Annotated in this window: 13 protein-coding genes; 5 read left to right on the top strand and 8 right to left on the bottom strand. The window is 61.9% G+C overall.

Annotation, left to right across the window (positions count from 1 at the left end; all coding sequences use genetic code 11):
* Positions 1-98 precede the first annotated feature (98 nt).
* From ACMGFL_RS01895 to ACMGFL_RS01880, 4 genes are all read right to left on the bottom strand, one after another.
* Positions 99-2,066, bottom strand: coding sequence for a TRAP transporter permease (locus ACMGFL_RS01895; protein ID WP_436933841.1), 1,968 nt, complete (start codon positions 2,064-2,066; stop codon positions 99-101).
* An 80-nt stretch (positions 2,067-2,146) separates the two neighbouring features.
* Positions 2,147-3,109: a TAXI family TRAP transporter solute-binding subunit gene (locus ACMGFL_RS01890; RefSeq protein ID WP_436933840.1), complete on the bottom strand. Its 963-nt coding sequence runs from the start codon at positions 3,107-3,109 to the stop codon at positions 2,147-2,149.
* A 246-nt stretch (positions 3,110-3,355) separates the two neighbouring features.
* Complete coding sequence (locus ACMGFL_RS01885; RefSeq protein ID WP_436933839.1) at positions 3,356-6,241, bottom strand: penicillin acylase family protein; 2,886 nt, start codon at positions 6,239-6,241, stop codon at positions 3,356-3,358.
* A gap of 202 nt (positions 6,242-6,443) precedes the next feature.
* Positions 6,444-6,878: a universal stress protein gene (locus ACMGFL_RS01880; protein WP_436933838.1), complete on the bottom strand. Its 435-nt coding sequence runs from the start codon at positions 6,876-6,878 to the stop codon at positions 6,444-6,446.
* A gap of 165 nt (positions 6,879-7,043) precedes the next feature.
* Between ACMGFL_RS01880 and ACMGFL_RS01875 the strand changes: the two genes are divergently transcribed.
* Positions 7,044-8,174 (top strand): CaiB/BaiF CoA transferase family protein, encoded by a 1,131-nt coding sequence (locus tag ACMGFL_RS01875; protein ID WP_436933837.1) that lies wholly within the window; start codon positions 7,044-7,046, stop codon positions 8,172-8,174.
* A gap of 1 nt (position 8,175) precedes the next feature.
* Here ACMGFL_RS01875 and ACMGFL_RS01870 read toward each other — a convergent pair whose 3' ends face one another.
* Positions 8,176-9,534 (bottom strand): MFS transporter, encoded by a 1,359-nt coding sequence (locus ACMGFL_RS01870; protein ID WP_436933836.1) that lies wholly within the window; start codon positions 9,532-9,534, stop codon positions 8,176-8,178.
* Between the two features lie 154 nt (positions 9,535-9,688).
* Between ACMGFL_RS01870 and ACMGFL_RS01865 the strand changes: the two genes are divergently transcribed.
* On the top strand, positions 9,689-9,991 hold the full coding sequence (locus ACMGFL_RS01865) for a hypothetical protein (RefSeq protein ID WP_436933835.1): 303 nt from the start codon (positions 9,689-9,691) through the stop codon (positions 9,989-9,991).
* 69 nt (positions 9,992-10,060) lie between these two features.
* Here ACMGFL_RS01865 and ACMGFL_RS01860 read toward each other — a convergent pair whose 3' ends face one another.
* Entirely contained in the window at positions 10,061-10,795 is a 735-nt protein-coding gene (locus ACMGFL_RS01860; protein ID WP_436933834.1) for an SDR family NAD(P)-dependent oxidoreductase, read from the bottom strand.
* A gap of 275 nt (positions 10,796-11,070) precedes the next feature.
* On the opposite strand from ACMGFL_RS01860, the gene ACMGFL_RS01855 reads away from it, so the two are divergent.
* Together ACMGFL_RS01855 and ACMGFL_RS01850 are read left to right on the top strand one after the other, a co-directional pair.
* Positions 11,071-11,823, top strand: coding sequence for an AzlC family ABC transporter permease (locus ACMGFL_RS01855; RefSeq protein ID WP_436933833.1), 753 nt, complete (start codon positions 11,071-11,073; stop codon positions 11,821-11,823).
* Positions 11,820-12,152, top strand: a complete 333-nt coding sequence (locus ACMGFL_RS01850; RefSeq protein WP_436933832.1) for an AzlD domain-containing protein — start codon at positions 11,820-11,822, stop codon at positions 12,150-12,152. The genes ACMGFL_RS01855 and ACMGFL_RS01850 overlap by 4 nt, the downstream gene beginning before the upstream one ends.
* Before the next feature lie 235 nt (positions 12,153-12,387).
* On the opposite strand, the gene ACMGFL_RS01845 is transcribed toward ACMGFL_RS01850, so the two are convergent.
* A complete protein-coding gene (locus tag ACMGFL_RS01845; protein ID WP_436933831.1) occupies positions 12,388-13,689 on the bottom strand; it encodes a M20 family metallopeptidase in 1,302 nt (433 codons plus the stop codon).
* 153 nt (positions 13,690-13,842) lie between these two features.
* Between ACMGFL_RS01845 and ACMGFL_RS01840 the strand changes: the two genes are divergently transcribed.
* On the top strand, positions 13,843-14,724 hold the full coding sequence (locus ACMGFL_RS01840) for an LLM class flavin-dependent oxidoreductase (RefSeq protein WP_436933830.1): 882 nt from the start codon (positions 13,843-13,845) through the stop codon (positions 14,722-14,724).
* Positions 14,725-14,756: 32 nt separating this feature from the next.
* Here the strand turns inward: ACMGFL_RS01840 and ACMGFL_RS01835 are convergent, their stop codons facing one another.
* Positions 14,757-15,971, bottom strand: coding sequence for an enolase C-terminal domain-like protein (locus ACMGFL_RS01835; protein WP_436933829.1), 1,215 nt, complete (start codon positions 15,969-15,971; stop codon positions 14,757-14,759).
* Positions 15,972-15,989: the final 18 nt, after the last annotated feature.

Here is a 15,989-nt window from a genome sequence, read left to right as displayed (position 1 = left end):
ATGCCCACGTCCAGACTCGTCGCCGTCTCGTCGGGACAGATCGCCAGAATGCTGAGCTGTCGGACGCCGCAATCGCCAGAAAGGAGCGATAAAAGCGGTCAATCGGCGTCAGCAGCCACCGGCGTCCGCGACTCACCAGGCCGGAGTTTACTGAGCTGTCGGAAGCCACCGATGAACGCGAGCGCCAGTCCGACTCCCTTCCAGAGTGGGTCTGGATGGATCAGCAGTAACGACCCAGCGAGCAGTGCAACCCGTTCGGGGAGCGTCACCTTCGTGTAGACGAACCCGACGATTGCGCCAGCGAGTGCGGTGAAGGAGATGAGCGCACCGACAATCGAGATGGCGATCGAACTGTTCGACCCCATGAGCAGCAGGCCGGGGTCGTAGACGAAGGCGAAGGGAAGCAGGAAGGCTCCGAGTGAGAGCTTCCACGCCCAGAACCCGCTCCGGATCGGGCTGCTCTCCGCGATGGTCGAGGCCGCGTAGGCCGCGATACAGACCGGCGGAGTGACCATCGCCATCAGCCCGAAGTAGAAGATAAAGAGGTGGGCAGTCAGTTGCGGCACGCCGATGTTCTCCAGTCCCGGCGCGACGAGCACCGCGAGCAGGATGTAGACGGTGACCGTATCCACCGCCATCCCGAACATGATGCTCAGGATCATCGTCAGGATTAGCGCCAGAATGAGGTGAGTACTCGCCAGGTCAGAGACGACCGACGAGATGGCGATACCGACGCCAGTCATCCCGATGACACCGAGCACGATACCGATACAGGTGGCCGCAACGACGATCGGCGCGGCACGCTTTGCGGTCAGTTCGATCCCATCGATAAACGGATTCGACGTCACCTCGTGGTCGTCATTCGTGGGGTCGAACAGCCGCGACTGCTTGAAGATCATCGTCACGACGAACATGATAGCGAGCGCGTAGATGATCGACCGCTTGATGCTCGTCCCGTCGTACAGGAAGTAGACCAGAAACGCGACTGGCACGAGGTAGTACAGCCGTCGAAGCACGTCCCGACGCTCCGGAATCGCCTCGTCGGGCAGTCCGGTCAGCCCCGATTTGAGGCTCTGGAAGTGAACGACCATGTACACACAGAAGAAAAAGAGCAGCCCCGGGACGGCCGCTCGCGTGATGATCTCCACGTACTGGATCCCGGTGATGTCCACCATGATGAACACCGCGGCACCCATCACCGGCGGCAGGAGTTGGCCGCCGGTACTCGCCGCACTCTCGACGCCAGCCGCGAAGTTACGGTCGTACCCCTGCGATTTCATCGTCGGGATGGTGAACGCGCCGGTCGTGAGTGCGTTCGCGACGGCACTGCCGGAGATAATCCCCATCGACCCGCTCGCGAAGACGGCGAGTTTCGCCGGACCGCCGGTGACCTTCCCGAGCAACAGCTTCGCCAAGTCGAGGAACATCTTCCCGCCGCCCGCCACTTCGAGCATTGCGCCAAAGAGCACGAACAGATAGACGTAATCGAACATGACGCCGAGCGGGAACGAGAACAGCCCCCGCGTGGTCACGTACATCTGGATCATCAGCTGCTCGGTCGAGTAGCCCGGATGACCGAACACGCCCGGAAACGCCGGACCGACGTAGACGTACGCCAGCGCGCCGACCGTGAAAATCGGGATCGTCCAGCCAATCGTCCGGCGTGTTGCCTCAATGACGACGAACATCGCGACGACCCCGAGAACCATCTCCCGGGGCAGGATGCTCCCTGCCCGGTCGATGACCGCACTGGAGTTGACGATCAGATAGCCATACGCGATAAGTGATGCGAGAATCAGTGTCGCGTCGATGCCGTCACTGACCCGTCTGAGACGCGGCGTCAGGTCCCGGTCGATCTGCTCTTTCAGCGGGAATCGCAGGAACAGGTAGATGAGCGTCAACAGCAGGAAAGCGCCGAGCCGTTGGTACGTGTTGAAGCGCAGAGTTATCGCGACGTAGATCGTAAAGCCAGCAATCGCGAGCGCGAGGAGTTTCTGTACTATCGTGACGTCGTCGTCGATCGGATCTATCTTCTCTTGTTCGACCTCGGCTGTCGATTCACTCATGGTCGGCCTGGGTCGTTTCAGGTGATGATTTCATAGTCTGTGATATACTCACTCGCGTGGTTGTCGGTAACTGCTGGCCGTCACTCGATGATGCCTTCGTCCTCGAAGTACTCGACCGCACCCTCGTGGTACGGGATACCGAAGTCGTAATGGGCGAACTCGGGACCGAACTCCGTCGAGTTGACGTTTGCGTCGCGGATCGGCTGTGGGTTCTGTGTGGCGACTTCGACGAACTCACGGATCGCATCGGCGTCCTTGTCCGGCGTGGTTATCCAGAAGCCGTTCGTCCCCATCACCTGTACCGTTTCGTCGTGGTTCTGGAGCATATCCGGCGTAATCTCCGCCTCGGTGGTCCACGGGAACGTCTCCTGAACCACACCGATTTCCTCGTCGTTGAAGCCGAGGAGTCGGAGGTTTTCGCCGTCGGTCGAGAACGCGTTGATAACCGGTGCGCCGTGGAAGATGAACCAGGCGTCGACGTCACCGTCTCGGAGTGCGCGTCCACCCTCAGAGTAGGTGAGATACGTGTCCTCCGTTTCGATGCCGAACGCATCCATCAGCGTCTGGTGTTGCCCCGTCGTGCCGCCGCCTTCCGGGCCAGGTGTGACGTTCATCCCATCGAGGTCAGTGATGGAGGTGATATCGGAGTCTTCCCGGACAACGTAGTACTGTCCCACAACTTCTGCACGAGCGATCAGTCGCATGTCGACGGATTCGCCCTCGAACGGACCGATCCCGTTGTACGCGAGGTGGGCGACCTGATCCACGCTCGTCCCGATGTCGGTGTTGCCCTCTCCGAGCATCCGCATGTTCGCGACCGACCCGTCCGAGGAACTCACCGTTACCGAAATCGACGGGTCCTCGGAGTGGTCGTTCATCAGTTCCACGAGCGGTGCGGACATGTTGTAGTGGGATGCGCCTTCGGCAGCCGTGTGTACCTGCCAGCTGACACCATCGCCGCCGCCGCCGAGACAGCCAGCAAGCATTCCGGCTGCGCCAACTGTGCTACTCGCCAGAAACGCGCGTCTTGACAGTCGATCCATGCTGTGAAGATCCGTTAAATATAGGAGTACTTAAAACCATCCCTTATTCCCACGGTGAGCAAGTGAGAGCCGTTAAGCGGCCGGTTTTTGCGAGAGAGGAGAGGTTCCAGCAAACACTTTTGGATCGGGTAAGTTGCTCTTTGGTATCAGGGGATCTGCAACGCTGAAGCGGTTCGCCGGGAAGCGGACAGAAACCACGGCAAACCCATCGAAAAGCGGTCAACACGCAGAGCAGATGAGCGTCGTTTACTCCGTTTCGTCCTCAGTCAGCTTTCGTTTCAGCAGATACCCAGCGCTACCGAGCGCAGCTATCGATCCACCGACACCGAAGCCTGGGCCGCTGTCGTCGGCCGAATCTCCGTCGGTTCCATCGTCACTGTCGTCGTCAGTGCCACCATCGTCTGCGCTACCATCGCCAGTACCTCCATCGTTTGTCCCGTCATCGCCAGTACCTCCGTCGTCTGTCCCGTCATCGCCAGTACCTCCATCGTCTGTCCCGTCATCGTCGTCGCTCCCATCACCGTCATCGTCCGATTGTGCCTCGAAGGTCAACTCTTGTGTCGACGCCGTGGCCGCCTCGACATCCTCGTCAGCGAGCAGCAACTGCTTGTACTCGAAGTTGCGGAACATGTCGAGTTGGTCGTCGAAGTGCGGGCCGGTCGACCCGTCGGGGGCGATGTATCCGTCGTTGCCAGGCGGGAGAATGTTCTCGGCGTGGATGTCGTCGCTCAACCGGACGAAGTGTTCCTCGGTGCCGCGGTTCATCTGGGCCATCTCGCCCGCCGAGGAACTGCCGACCGGAATGCCGAACAGCGACATCGTCGAGAGCGAATCGACCGCTGCCGAGCGCCGCCATTCGCTCGGCCCACCCTCGAACTCCGAATCCAGTGTCTCGACAGCCGACCGGAATGCCCGAACGAGCGCGTCTTCCGGGTCGCCGTAGTCAGCGTGTTCACTGAGGTCCAGCGCGGCCTCTTCGGGGTTGAGCAGTCGCATGAGCGCACCCCGGCCGTAGTTGTTGTTGTGAAAGACAAGCCCCAGTCCGAGCCCATCGCCAAAGACGGGGCCGTATATCTCCCCGAGAACGTTGCCGAACGTCTCGTCCCAGATGGTGTAGCCCGGCGGATAGGTTCCCATACTGTCCGGGCCATCGCCCTCCGCGATGTGACCCCACGATTCGAGTTGCGCTTTCGCCGTCTGCTCTGTCTCGGTGAGGTCCGCGCCGTCCAGCGCATCGAGAAGATGTCCCTTGTAACGGATGGATCGCAGGTCGATGAAGGCAAGATCCTCGGGGATCGACTTCAGGAACTCGTAGTCCAGTTCGCCGTCGGTGTGGAGACGTCGCTCGACGCGGTTGATGATACGCTGGACGCGGTGGTCGGTCGAGTAGTTGTAGTTCAGGTCGCCAGCGTGCCATCCCGGAGCGTGTTTGTTGTTCCAGCTCGCCGAGTAGCCCGCTGGCGGGTTGATGCTGTAGGGCACAGTTCCGTCGGCCGCGCGCCGGTAATCCTCATCGGTGAGTTCGTACTTGTTTCCGTCCGCGGGGAACCGGGTATCCCACTCGACGGACTCGAAGTCCGGGTAACGGCCGAGGTGGAAGTAGCCGATGTCGCCGTTCCGGTCGGCCCACAGGAGATTCACCGCGTAGTCACACTGTCGACCGGCCTCGCTGAACTCCTCGACGTTCTCAGCGAACTGGATGTCGTAGTAGCCACGGAAGCAGGTCATGTGCCGTCCAGCGTACGAGCGCGTCTGCACGATTGCCTGACCGGCCTCGGGATTCCACTGCGTGACGACGCCATGACGAGTGAATCGCTCCGTGTAGGTCACGTTCTCGCCGTCTGCGACCTCGATCGTCTTCTCGACTTCCTCGATCTCCTCGGTTTCGCCCTTGAACTCGTAGGTGTCCGGCCCGTCCTCGTTGATCTCGACGTCGACCTCGAACGTCTGCACCAGATTGTCGATCCCCGCCGTCGAGGTGAACGCGCCGTGGTTGTTGTGGCCGAACATGATACAGGGATAGCCCGCGACGGTCGAGCCAGCAACGTCGAAATCAGGACCATGCAGGCCGACCTCGTACATCACAGAGGGCGAACTGAAGTCCATCTGTGGGCCGCCCATCAGGAGCGCGTCGCCGCTTTCCGTTACGTCGCCGTTGACCGCGAGCGCGAAGCTGCCCGTTTTGTACGCGATTCCCAGTTGCTTGAGGCCGTCTTCGATCGTCTGTCTGCGCGCCATCTCTCGTTCGTGGACCTGACGGCTATTTCGGGGGACAGTCACGTCACCGCCAGTCATGCGGTTCGTGACGAGATTCTGGTCGCCGGAGTCGATGCGCTCCTGTGGTTCGTACGTCGTCGTCTCGCCAGTTTCGGGGTCGGTGTAGGGCGGCCAGTACCCCTCGCCGGACTGCACCGTGGCCGTCGGCGCGCCCGGGTCGTTCTCCCAGTTGGCGTCGCTGAATACGTCGAGGGCCGTCTCGCGGTCGCCGTACTTCCCGGTGAGCATGTCGACCATCGTCGCGCCGAGCGTTTCGAGTTGAAAGCCCATGAAAAAGCCGTTTGGCGCGACGAACACGCCTGCGACGTCCTCGAACGTGAACTCCTCGGGTTCGAAGTCGTTTTCCTGAAACCCCTGATGGAACCCCCGCTCGTCGTCCTCGCGCACCTCGCGGATGTACGCGTTGATGCCGTCGGTGTACGCCTGCAAGACGTTTCGCTGGCTTTCGGTCAACTGCCCCTGTGCCTGTTCTTCAAGCGAAGGTTCGCCAGCAGTGTTGCGTCGCGCCTCCTTGTCGAACTGTACCCAGTTCTGATTCTCGCCGCCCGCACCCAGCGCCTCGGAGACGGTGCCGTGGTAGTACCGGCGGTACATTTCGAGCTGGAAGAGCCGGTCGCTGGCGGTGACGTATCCGAACCCGTAGTAGACCGGGGCACGACTCTCGCCGTCGCGAGCGTACACGTGTGGGACGCCGTACTCGTCCCGGTGAATCGTGACAGTCACCGCATCCGCCTCCATCTGTGCGTAACGTAAGGTCGCCTCCGTGGTACCAACGAGGGCGCCAGCACCGGCAACTGCAGTACCTGCTTTCAGGACGTCTCTCCGTGTCATGCCGTGGTGGGGACCTTCAGGCATGAGACCACCATAAAATGGAGTATTTATAAAAATTTGGGAGATAATTCGATAAATATGGAAAGGATACATGCTTTGGTGGGCAATAATCTCCATTCATGGATATGTCTGCGGGACAGGAGAACGGGCACGATCACCACTCCACGGGGTGGTTCCGTAGCTGTGTGAGTGTAGATTGCAATACTAACGGGGAGAGAGCCGTTGACTACTCCGACGCGTCGGCGATAGTCACAGGGCGGGAGCTGTTGAGGATCACCGACTGGGTCACGCTACCGAACATGACCTTCCCGACAGCGCTTCGCTTCCGGCCGCTCATCACGATGCTATCGACGTCTTCGGCGTCGGCGATGTCGAGAATCACGTCTTTCGGGTCGCCGTGCTCTCGGCGCGCCGCGACTTTGATTCCACGCTCTTCGAGGAACTTCGCGGTGTTTTTGAGGCTCTCGGGTGCCTCGGATTGCGCGAACAGTTCCTCGGATTCGAGTCGTCCGCCGTCCAGGTCCTGTACGTCCCGTTTCTGGAAGACACTCAACACGATCACTTCGACATCGTCTTCGGCGTTTGGCAACGCTGCAACGGCCTCAGCAGCGGCTTTGGCGCGGCTTTCGTCCGGATCGACCGGGAGTAAAACGCGATACATACGTTATCACTCTGCACCAATCCCCTTCATACTGTCGGCAAACCCAGGAGACTGGGAATGTGCGGTGTCAGGCCACCGCGACGGAGATTCGTGGCTCCGGACTGGTCTGCCAGCTATCGCCGCTGCGAGACAAACGGTGAAGTGATCCGGGCGACGTGTTCCAGTATGCGTCTCGATGGCATCACCGTACTCGATCTCACGCAACTCCTGCCCGGCGCGTACGCGACACAGCTTCTCACCGACATGGGCGCGACTGTCGTTCAGGTCGAACCGCCAGACGGCGACCCACTCCGGAGCGTCCCCGTCCTCACCCCTGACGACGGTCTGTTCGAGAGCCTCTCGCGAGGAACCCACAGTGTCGTACTCGACCTGAAAGAGACGGCGGGACAGGAGGCGGTCAAAGCGCTCGCAGACGACGCCGACGCTGTACTCGTCGGCTTTCGGCCTGCGACTGCGGAGCGTCTCGGGATCGACTACGAAACACTCAGCGAGGAAACCGACGGGCTGGTCTACTGCTCGCTGACGGGATACGGACAGACGGGACCGTACCGCGACCGACCCGGACACGACCTGACGTTCGCGGGACAGAGCGGGTTGCTCGACCGGTCGCGTCGGTCGCGGTCCGACCGACCGACGCCGCCGCCGTTCAGCATCGCCGACATGACTGGCGGCCTGTTCGCCGCTCTTGCCCTCTCCGCCGGGTTGCTTGCCAGGGAACGCGACGGCGAGGGGACGTATATCGACCTTAGCATGCTCGACGTGTTGCTCTCGCTCGGGCAGTCGCAGGGACCGGGCGCGCTCGTTGGCGAGGATCCGGATCCGCCGGGACCGTTCACCGGGCGATACCCCTGCTACGACATCTACGAGACGGCAGACGAGCGATACGTGACGCTTGCCGCCTTCGAGCCGAAGTTCTGGAACCGGTTCTGCGAACTCGTCGACCGACCGGACCTGAAGGACGCACATCTGTCCGACGACCCAGCGGTGCGCGACGCGCTTCGGGCGGAACTGACGGAGCTTTTCGCGTCACGAACCCGCGAGGAGTGGGTCGAGACCTGCGCTGGCGAAGGAACGACCGTCGCCCCCGTCAACACGCTCTCGGAAGCGCTCGCCGACGAACACGCCGAGGCGCGGTCGATGGTGACCGAAGGGCGGGTCGGTTTTCCCGCTCGGACTGACCCGCCGGTCGAACCGGCGGCCGAAGAAGCGCCGGAACTCGGCGAACACACGCGGTCAGTACTCGAAGCGGCCGGATACACAGCCGAGGAAGTCGACGAACTGGTCGACGCCCGCTAGCTCACTTGAGCGACTTGTTCATCGTCTCGACCCCGAACAGGAGCACGAGCGCGCCGCCAGCGGCCATGCCGACGGCGAAGGGAGTCAGCGCAGTGAAGTAGCCCAGTTCGACCAGAAGTCCGGCGAGGATCGGCCCGCTGATCGAGGCAATCTTTCCGATGCCGTTGACGAATCCGAACCCGATCCCGCGAACCTCTGTCGGAAACAACTCTGAGGTGTACGCGAGCATCGGCCCCCACGCGCCGATCAGGAAAAAGCTCGCCAGAAAGAGACTCAACAGCGGATGGATGGCGTTGGGGCTGACCGGCAGACTGAACTCCCCGAGTTCGGTCGCAAAGGCGAACGTGAACACGCCAGCGAGCAGGAGATAGCTTCCGATCGTTATCTTCCGACCGACTCTGTCTATCAGGTAGGCGGCACTCAGGATGCCAGGCACCTGCGCGATAGCGACCAGAAATAGCTGTTCGTAAATCGATCCGCCGAGATTCGCCGCTTCCAGCGTGTCCGGCAGCCAGATGAACACGCCGTAGAAGCCGAAGTTGATGCCGAACCAGACGAGCGACGCGAGCAGCGTCCGCCAGCGCAGTCCGGGGGAAAACAGCCGTCTGAAGCTCGTCTCCCCGCGATCCTCGTGGGTTCCCGTGATGGCCGCCACGTCGCTGCCGGTCTCTGTCGCTATCTCGCGGATTCGGCCGTTTGCCTCCTCGATGCGGTCGTTCGCGGCGAGGTAGTACGGTGTCTCCTCCAGACGCCTGAGTACGGGGACCAGAAGCGCCGGGAACATCGCTCCGACGAAGACGAATCGCCAGGCGTCGATACCGTAGATTGCCCCATCCGTCGGGACGACGTCGAGTGCCAGCCACGCCAGCGTGACGACGACCACGGTTCCGACGGGCCAGAATGCCTCGAAGTAGACCACGTACTTCCCGCGATCTCGCGTCGGAAGATGTTCCGTCAGATACGACACCGCTGTAGTCGTGGCCCAGCCGACACCCAGCCCCGTCAGAAATCGAAATGCAACGGCGGAGTACACCCCGATCGACAGCGCAGTCAGCCCGGCAAACAGCGAATAGCACAGCACAGAGAGTTGCAGCCCGGACACGCGTCCGAACCGGTCCGCGTACCAGCCGCCGAACCAGCTACCGAGCATGATCCCTACGAGCGCGGCGCTCCCGAGTATCCCAGCCGCAAGCCCCGATAGCTCCCACGTGTCGATGAGCGTCGGGAGCACGAACGATATCGACAGCACCTCGACTGCGGTAAAGGACAACACACAGCCCGTGATGACCAACACCCGTCGGTGAAACTGACCGATAACAAGTTCGTCGACAGCGTCACTGACTGTGGTAGGCCCTGACATTCGTTATGTTGAGAGGGTGGCCACGGGGGGATTAAATTTTCCCTCACGGAGTGACACCTCGAAGCTTCCACATCGGCCGCCGTGGAACCAATTCCCACCGCGAGAGATTCGGGGAAACTATGATAATGATTGATGCGAAACTCCCGATCTGTATATGAGCGAGACAGAACAGACGGCACTCGACGGTATCCCCCCGACACTCGATGAGATGGCATCGAACGACACCGAGATAACGGACGTGTTCCCCGATGAGTTCGTTCAGGAGTACACGGAATCCGAATCGATCGACGCGTTTTTCGACCAGAAATCGTGGTCAGTGTCGACGTTCGGCGATCTGGAGTCGATTCCGCTGTCGGAACTCGACGACCTCGTCAGCGAGCAGTCGACGTTCGATTCCTGGGCCGCGATGGCACAGGCCGCTGGCGACGAGTTCGCACACCGGTCGAGCACCTACTAACCGACGCGTCGATTCTCTGACGGCAGTAGCCGCGTCGGAACACGACGGCCGACCGCCCAGCGGTCGAGATTATTCGAGACTCAATCCGGAGTCGACCGGCAGCACTGCACCGGTCGTCGTCCCGGCCGCGTCCGAACAGAAGAACAGACAGGCGTTTGCGATGTCCTGTGGCGTCGTCAACTCCTTGTAGGGTTGCTGGTCGAGCAGATCCTGACGCGACTCCTCGTCGAGTGCGTCCGGATCCCGGATGAATCCGGGCGAGACGACGTTCACTCGAACGCCTGCCGGTCCGAGTTCCCGAGCGGCCTCCTCGGCAAGCGCGATCAAGCCCTGCTTGCTCGCGTCGTAGGCAGCGAGGTCGGAACTGCGCATGATGCCATCACACGCCGAGACGACCACGATAGACCCGTCGCCCTGCGCCTCGAACGACGGTGCCGCGGCCTTGATGGCGTTGAACGCACCCGTGACGTTCGCGTCGAGGTGGCGCTGCCAGTCCTCTGGGTCGGTCTCCGCGATGGGGCTTCGGGCGATCACACCGACGGTGAACACGAGTCCGTCGATGTGGCCCAGCGTGTCGAAGGCCTCGGAGACGACCGCTGCCGTCTCGTCGTGGTCGGTCACGTCACACTGCCACGCCTCGTGGCCGTCACCGGGCAGGTCCGCGAGCAACTCCTCGGCGTCCTCGGCGGCGCTGTTGTAAGTAAAGCCCACCGTTCCACCTGCTTCGGCAACGGTTCGTGCGAGCGCACTCCCGGAACCCGACGTTCCGGACATGATCAGCAACGTTTGTTCATCAGTTATCATACATTAATTATTGGGTTCTCGCACACTTAAGCGCGGCGAGTCGCCGTGAGCGAGCGTGACCGCGTCAGTTCCGCTATCTGCGGTTGAATCGCCGGTCTGTGCCACGATCAGACGCGGTCGTTCGCCAGCGTCAACCCACTTGTCGCCGCCCCTGACCCGGACAGCTGGCTGACAAAAACGGCAAACTATAAACACCGATCGGTCATAGCCCTGCAAAACGGTCGCGTCGTCCAGCAGACCAGGCGTCTGAACGGTTGATATCGGGAAGAGACGTAATGACGGACTCATCGAATCAGTCTGACGGGGAAACCGCCGGATTCCGCAGCGGCGTGTACGATATTCTTCCGGCTCTTCCACCGAATATCCCCTTCGGAATGCTCTTCGGGGCGGCGGCCGCCGACGTCGGAATTACACCGGTCGAGGCGACGGCGATGTCGCTGTTTGTCTTCGCTGGCGCTGCACAACTCGCCGCCGTCGACCTACTACAGACAGACACTGCGCTTCCGATCATCCTCTTTACGGTGCTCGTCATCAACATCCGGTACGTCATCTACAGCGCCTCGATAGCGCCACTCGTGCAGGACCTGCCCAGACGGTGGCGAGCGGTGATGGGGTTTGGACTCTTCGACGTCAACTTCGCGTTTTTCATGGACAAGTTCAACCCCGGCGAAGCGGGCAGCGACGAGGCGGAGGACTCGAACATCCACAAGGGGCGATACTATCTGGGGTTGACCATCCCGGCCGTTGGTTCGTTCGTGGTTGCCACCGCGCTGGGAGGATTCGTCGGTAATGCGGTCGGTGAAGAACTGAACCTCTCCTTTGCGATTCCGCTCATCTTCATCGCGATTCTGGCTCCGCTAGTCGATACGCGCCCTGCAATCGTGACGGTGATCGTCGCAGCAGTCGTCTCCATCGGTGCCGCTGGCTTGCCGTTCAACGTCGGGTTGCTCGTCGCCATCTTCTGTGCGGTCTGTGTCGGCACGATAATCGAGAACCTCGACCGCATATCGGGTGGGGTGACTCGATGACTGAACTGTCCCCGACTGTGCTCTGGTTGACGATACTCGTCCTGGGCGTCGGAACGTATCTGCTCCGGTCCTCGTTTCTGCTCGGCATCGAGTTTTTCGGGGGGCTCCCGCCAGCGGTCAAGTCCGTCCTCCCGCTGGTCCCTCTTGCGGTGCTTGCCGCGCTCGCCGCCCCGTATCTGGCGCTCCCCGACGGGACTCTCTCGATAAGCCCCTACAACGAGCAACTTGTCGCCGGACTCGTCGCGTTCGTCATCGCTCGTATCACGGAGAATCTCGTCCTGACTATCGTCGGCGGGATGCTCGTCCTCTGGACGCTCCAGTTCCTGTAGGCTGTTTCCCACAGGTGCCGCTAACGGCCGTTCAGCCAGGACTTGCCAGAGACACAAGCGTCCCCTGAATCGAGTCGTTATTTAACACACTTAGTCTATTATTTTGGACATATATGCCAAGATATTAAAAAAGCAGAGTTTGTCGTTCGTGATCAAATATGAAGAACATTCTGGGAAAACGGTACGTCGGACTGCAGTGAACTGAGACTCGCAAGCGAACCAGACCGACAGTCGGCTAGTCGGTCCCGCGACAGAGACGCATCGCTGTCTGTGCGTACAGTTTGGCTCCGTCGACGAGGTCATCGAGGAGCATACAGGGATGGCTGGTGCCGTCGATCGTCCGCATTTTCCGTGGCGGGCCACAGGTCACTGCCGGAACGCCAACTTCGTTGAACACGTTGATGTCTCGCCACATGCTCGTGATGGTCGGCTTTGGAGCGGGTGGCTCCGTGCCGAAGAGTCGCTCGTGTGCGGTCGTGATTTCGCTCACTAGCGGCGTGACGGCGTCACCGTCGGCGATGTATCCACGCCGAAACAGATACGGTTCGACCGTCGCGTCGATGTCTGCTGCCTGCAAAACGCGCGCAATTTCGTCACGGACGAACTCCGGACGAGCACCAGGGGGAAGGCGAACGTCGAGATAGAGCGTCGCCGTGCCCGGTGCGACGATTGGTGCTTCGGGATTCCCCGACTGGATCGCTCCGACGCCCGCAGACGGCCGCATCGTTCCGTGGTCGTACTCCCGGGTGTGCTCGTGCGCGTACTCGCTGCCCCACTCTTCCAGAATCCGAACTGCCCTGGCCGCGTCGGGCAGCGCACCCGGATGATCTCCGGTCACGTCTTCGGGGTCCGGCGTGGCGAGTCGCGGCTGATACGTCGGAGTCCCGGTGACAGTGATCTCGAACCACGCGACGCCACACTCCATCCGTGCAATCGCAAAGTCGGTCGTCTCCGCAACGACGGCGAAGTCGCCCGTGATGCCACTGTCGACGAGGCGGCGCGTGCCGATCCCGCTTCCGAGCATGCGCGGTTCCCACTCCTCGCCCAGAGAGGTCCCTCCGATCTCTCCGACGGTCCCCGTGAGATAGACGTCCCCGTCGAGCGTGACGTCCGTCTCGTCGATCGCCCGGGCGGCCCACAGAAACGCCGCCATCGGCCCCTTGTCGTTGCGGACGCCGTCGCCGAAGAGGACGTCACCGTCGCGCCACGCTTCCGTGTGGCTTCGCAACCGTTCGGGGAGGATCCGCTCGTCCTCCTCCGAATTGCCGTATGCAGTGTCGAGATGCGCGTTGAAGACGAGCCGGGATCCGTCGCCCGACTGGCCGGGGAGTCGGCCAATCACGTTCGACCGGTCTGCGACGACTGGCTGTGTTCTCGCCTCGATACCGTGCTCGCGGAGCCACGAGTGAAGAAACTCGCTCGCGTCTCGCTCGTGTCCTCGGGGACTTGAGATGTCGGCAAACTCGACGAGAAAGTTCGCCAGCTCGTCGCGGTGACCCTCGATCCATTCGTCGACCTGTTCGTGGAGCGTCATCATCCGACCCACGGCACTGAATAACTTATATTGGTCGGCCAAACGGGTCAGTTCGATTCGCGGGGTCTGGGTCGTCAGGTGACGGCCGGTCGTCGCCGTTTCGTCACTGATCTCCCGCTGCACAACGCTTAAGATGCCGGTCGGTGATGCACGGCTATGAAGGTAGGGTACGCCATCGACGCCTTTCAGCCGCTCACGAGCGACGCGACAACCGCGGGTGACGCCGTCGTCTCTGGGGCAGAAACCGCAGGAGAACGTGGCTTCGACTACGTTGAGTGTCCCGATCATCACATCAGCGAAGACCGCCGCTTCTTCCAGCATCTCCCGACCGCCTCACGGCTGTCGGCAACGTTCGACCACGTTGCCGTCATGTGTCTGCTCCCGCTGTACGACCCGGTGTATCTTGCAGAGCGACTCGGAACGCTCGATTGCTTCGTCGACCAACTGGACATGTGGTGCGCTGTCGGCGGACACGAACCCGCCTTCGAGGCGCTCAACGTGCCACTCGAAGACCGCGCCGAGTTGTTCAACGAGCACCTCTCTGTCATCGAGTCGTTCGCGGCAACCGACGACCCCGTCTCCTTCGACGGAACGCACGTCAGTCTCGACGACGTGTCGATCAATCCACGGCCGGATCCGCGGGTCTGTATCGGCGGCATCGCAAAGCCAGCGGTCGAGCGGGCCGGTCGGCGCGGCGACGCCTGGATCGTCTCTGTTAGAGAGACTGACGCCGACCTCGAACGAAAGCTGGAGTGGTTCACCGACGCGGGCGGCGGCGACGTCATTCTCCGCCGTGACGCGTTGATCCGAGAGAGCGCTGACGATGCCGCGGCGGACGTGGATGCGCTCATCGAGGACGGCTACCGTGGCTGGGACGACCCGGCCGGACGCATTCTCCACGGTGATCCGGCGACTGTCGCCGACCGTCTCGAACGCTACGAATCACTCGGCGTCGACGATGTCGTCGTCAGCCCAATCGACGAGGGAGCAGATGAGACTGTCGACCGGTTCGACGACGTGTGGGACTATCTGGACTGACGGAGTGAATCAAGGGTGGGCAACGGGGTCGATCACTCCCCGGCATACGGCAGGTCCGTCTCGCGTTCGGCGAGCAGCAGGCGGTTGAACTTCGCCGTCCGCTCGAACCGGTCGAGCGATCCGATCTTCACGTTGGATCCGGGAACCGCAATCGAGATGTCGGCCGGCACGGTCGACCCGGAGTCGCCCGCCCGCGCCGAAATGACTGGTGTGGCACCTGCGTTCGCTATCTCCCGGGCGATGTCGAGCGAGTTCGTGACCGTCCCGTATCGGTCTGGTTTCACCAGTACCGCCGAGAGCGCGCCCGATTCGATCGCCGATAGTGTCTCGGCCCGTGTCTCGCCGCGTATCTCGTCGCCGAGAATATCGACGTGAGACGGAACCTCGTCTGCCACCCGCCGCCACTGGGCTGTCATCGCCCGGAGCGGATCCTCTATCGTCACGACCGGATACTGCCGAGCCAGTTCCACGACCTCCGCGGCCAGTTCGTCGCCGTCGAGTACGCTGTCGCCCACGGGATACCCGCCCCGGTCGGGGTGGTAGAGTCGCCCGCCCGCGAAGTCGACCACGATCGCGACGTCGTCGACTGCGGGGCGAAATCCGGCGTCTTCGATGCTCGCCACTAGCATCTCGAACGCCGCACCGGGCGAGGAGACGGCCGGAACGAACGACCCCTCGCTATCGACGAGCGGTTCCTGTCCGTCATCGAGTATCCGCTCGCGAACGGCGTCCCGAACCGCTCTCCCGTCACGAATCGCCGATTCGACGCTCGCGCGACCGACCGGACGGACAGCGAGATGCTGGATCCCGAACGCTCGCGCGCCGTCGGCCCCGCCGCCGATGACGTTGACGACTGGTTCGGGGATCTGTGCGCCGTTCTCGGCGAGGTACTCGAACAGTGGTGTGTCGGTGACGTGTGTGCCAGTCTGGGCGACTGCACACGAGACGCCGTGAGCGGCTATCGTGGCTGCCGTCGAATCGCCGACCGTTCCGTCGACGATTTCGTCGACGCTTCGCTGTGCGGTCACGTCCAGTCCCGCGAGTGCTGGTGTTATCTCATCGGCGACCAGCGCCGTCGCGTCTTCGACCGTCTCCTCCCACTCCGCTCGCTCTGCCCGGCCTCCGAGCGCGCTGCCGGGAACGGAGTACTGCCCTGCGTGGGGACCGGCCGTCACCTCGACGGCCAGCGTGAATGCGCCTCTCGAATCTAGCTCCTGCCAGCAGCGGACTGTCTCGATATCGGTCATGTGTACTCTGATTTCCGA

Source organism: Halovenus marina, assembly GCF_051414115.1.
In the GTDB taxonomy this organism is placed as follows: Archaea; Halobacteriota; Halobacteria; order Halobacteriales; family Haloarculaceae; genus Halovenus; species Halovenus marina.
This window is presented reverse-complemented; position numbering and strand designations above follow the sequence as displayed.

What these genes read in the sequence shown, in the direction of transcription:
- ACMGFL_RS01895 (WP_436933841.1), bottom strand. Translation starts at nt 2,066, where the DNA reads ATGAGTGAATCGACAGCCGAGGTCGAACAAGAGAAGATAGATCCGATC.
- ACMGFL_RS01890 (WP_436933840.1), bottom strand. Translation starts at nt 3,109, where the DNA reads ATGGATCGACTGTCAAGACGCGCGTTTCTGGCGAGTAGCACAGTTGGC.
- ACMGFL_RS01885 (WP_436933839.1), bottom strand. Translation starts at nt 6,241, where the DNA reads ATGCCTGAAGGTCCCCACCACGGCATGACACGGAGAGACGTCCTGAAA.
- ACMGFL_RS01880 (WP_436933838.1), bottom strand. Translation starts at nt 6,878, where the DNA reads ATGTATCGCGTTTTACTCCCGGTCGATCCGGACGAAAGCCGCGCCAAA.
- ACMGFL_RS01875 (WP_436933837.1), top strand. Translation starts at nt 7,044, where the DNA reads ATGCGTCTCGATGGCATCACCGTACTCGATCTCACGCAACTCCTGCCC.
- ACMGFL_RS01870 (WP_436933836.1), bottom strand. Translation starts at nt 9,534, where the DNA reads ATGTCAGGGCCTACCACAGTCAGTGACGCTGTCGACGAACTTGTTATC.
- ACMGFL_RS01865 (WP_436933835.1), top strand. Translation starts at nt 9,689, where the DNA reads ATGAGCGAGACAGAACAGACGGCACTCGACGGTATCCCCCCGACACTC.
- ACMGFL_RS01860 (WP_436933834.1), bottom strand. Translation starts at nt 10,795, where the DNA reads ATGATAACTGATGAACAAACGTTGCTGATCATGTCCGGAACGTCGGGT.
- ACMGFL_RS01855 (WP_436933833.1), top strand. Translation starts at nt 11,071, where the DNA reads ATGACGGACTCATCGAATCAGTCTGACGGGGAAACCGCCGGATTCCGC.
- ACMGFL_RS01850 (WP_436933832.1), top strand. Translation starts at nt 11,820, where the DNA reads ATGACTGAACTGTCCCCGACTGTGCTCTGGTTGACGATACTCGTCCTG.
- ACMGFL_RS01845 (WP_436933831.1), bottom strand. Translation starts at nt 13,689, where the DNA reads ATGATGACGCTCCACGAACAGGTCGACGAATGGATCGAGGGTCACCGC.
- ACMGFL_RS01840 (WP_436933830.1), top strand. Translation starts at nt 13,843, where the DNA reads ATGAAGGTAGGGTACGCCATCGACGCCTTTCAGCCGCTCACGAGCGAC.
- ACMGFL_RS01835 (WP_436933829.1), bottom strand. Translation starts at nt 15,971, where the DNA reads ATGACCGATATCGAGACAGTCCGCTGCTGGCAGGAGCTAGATTCGAGA.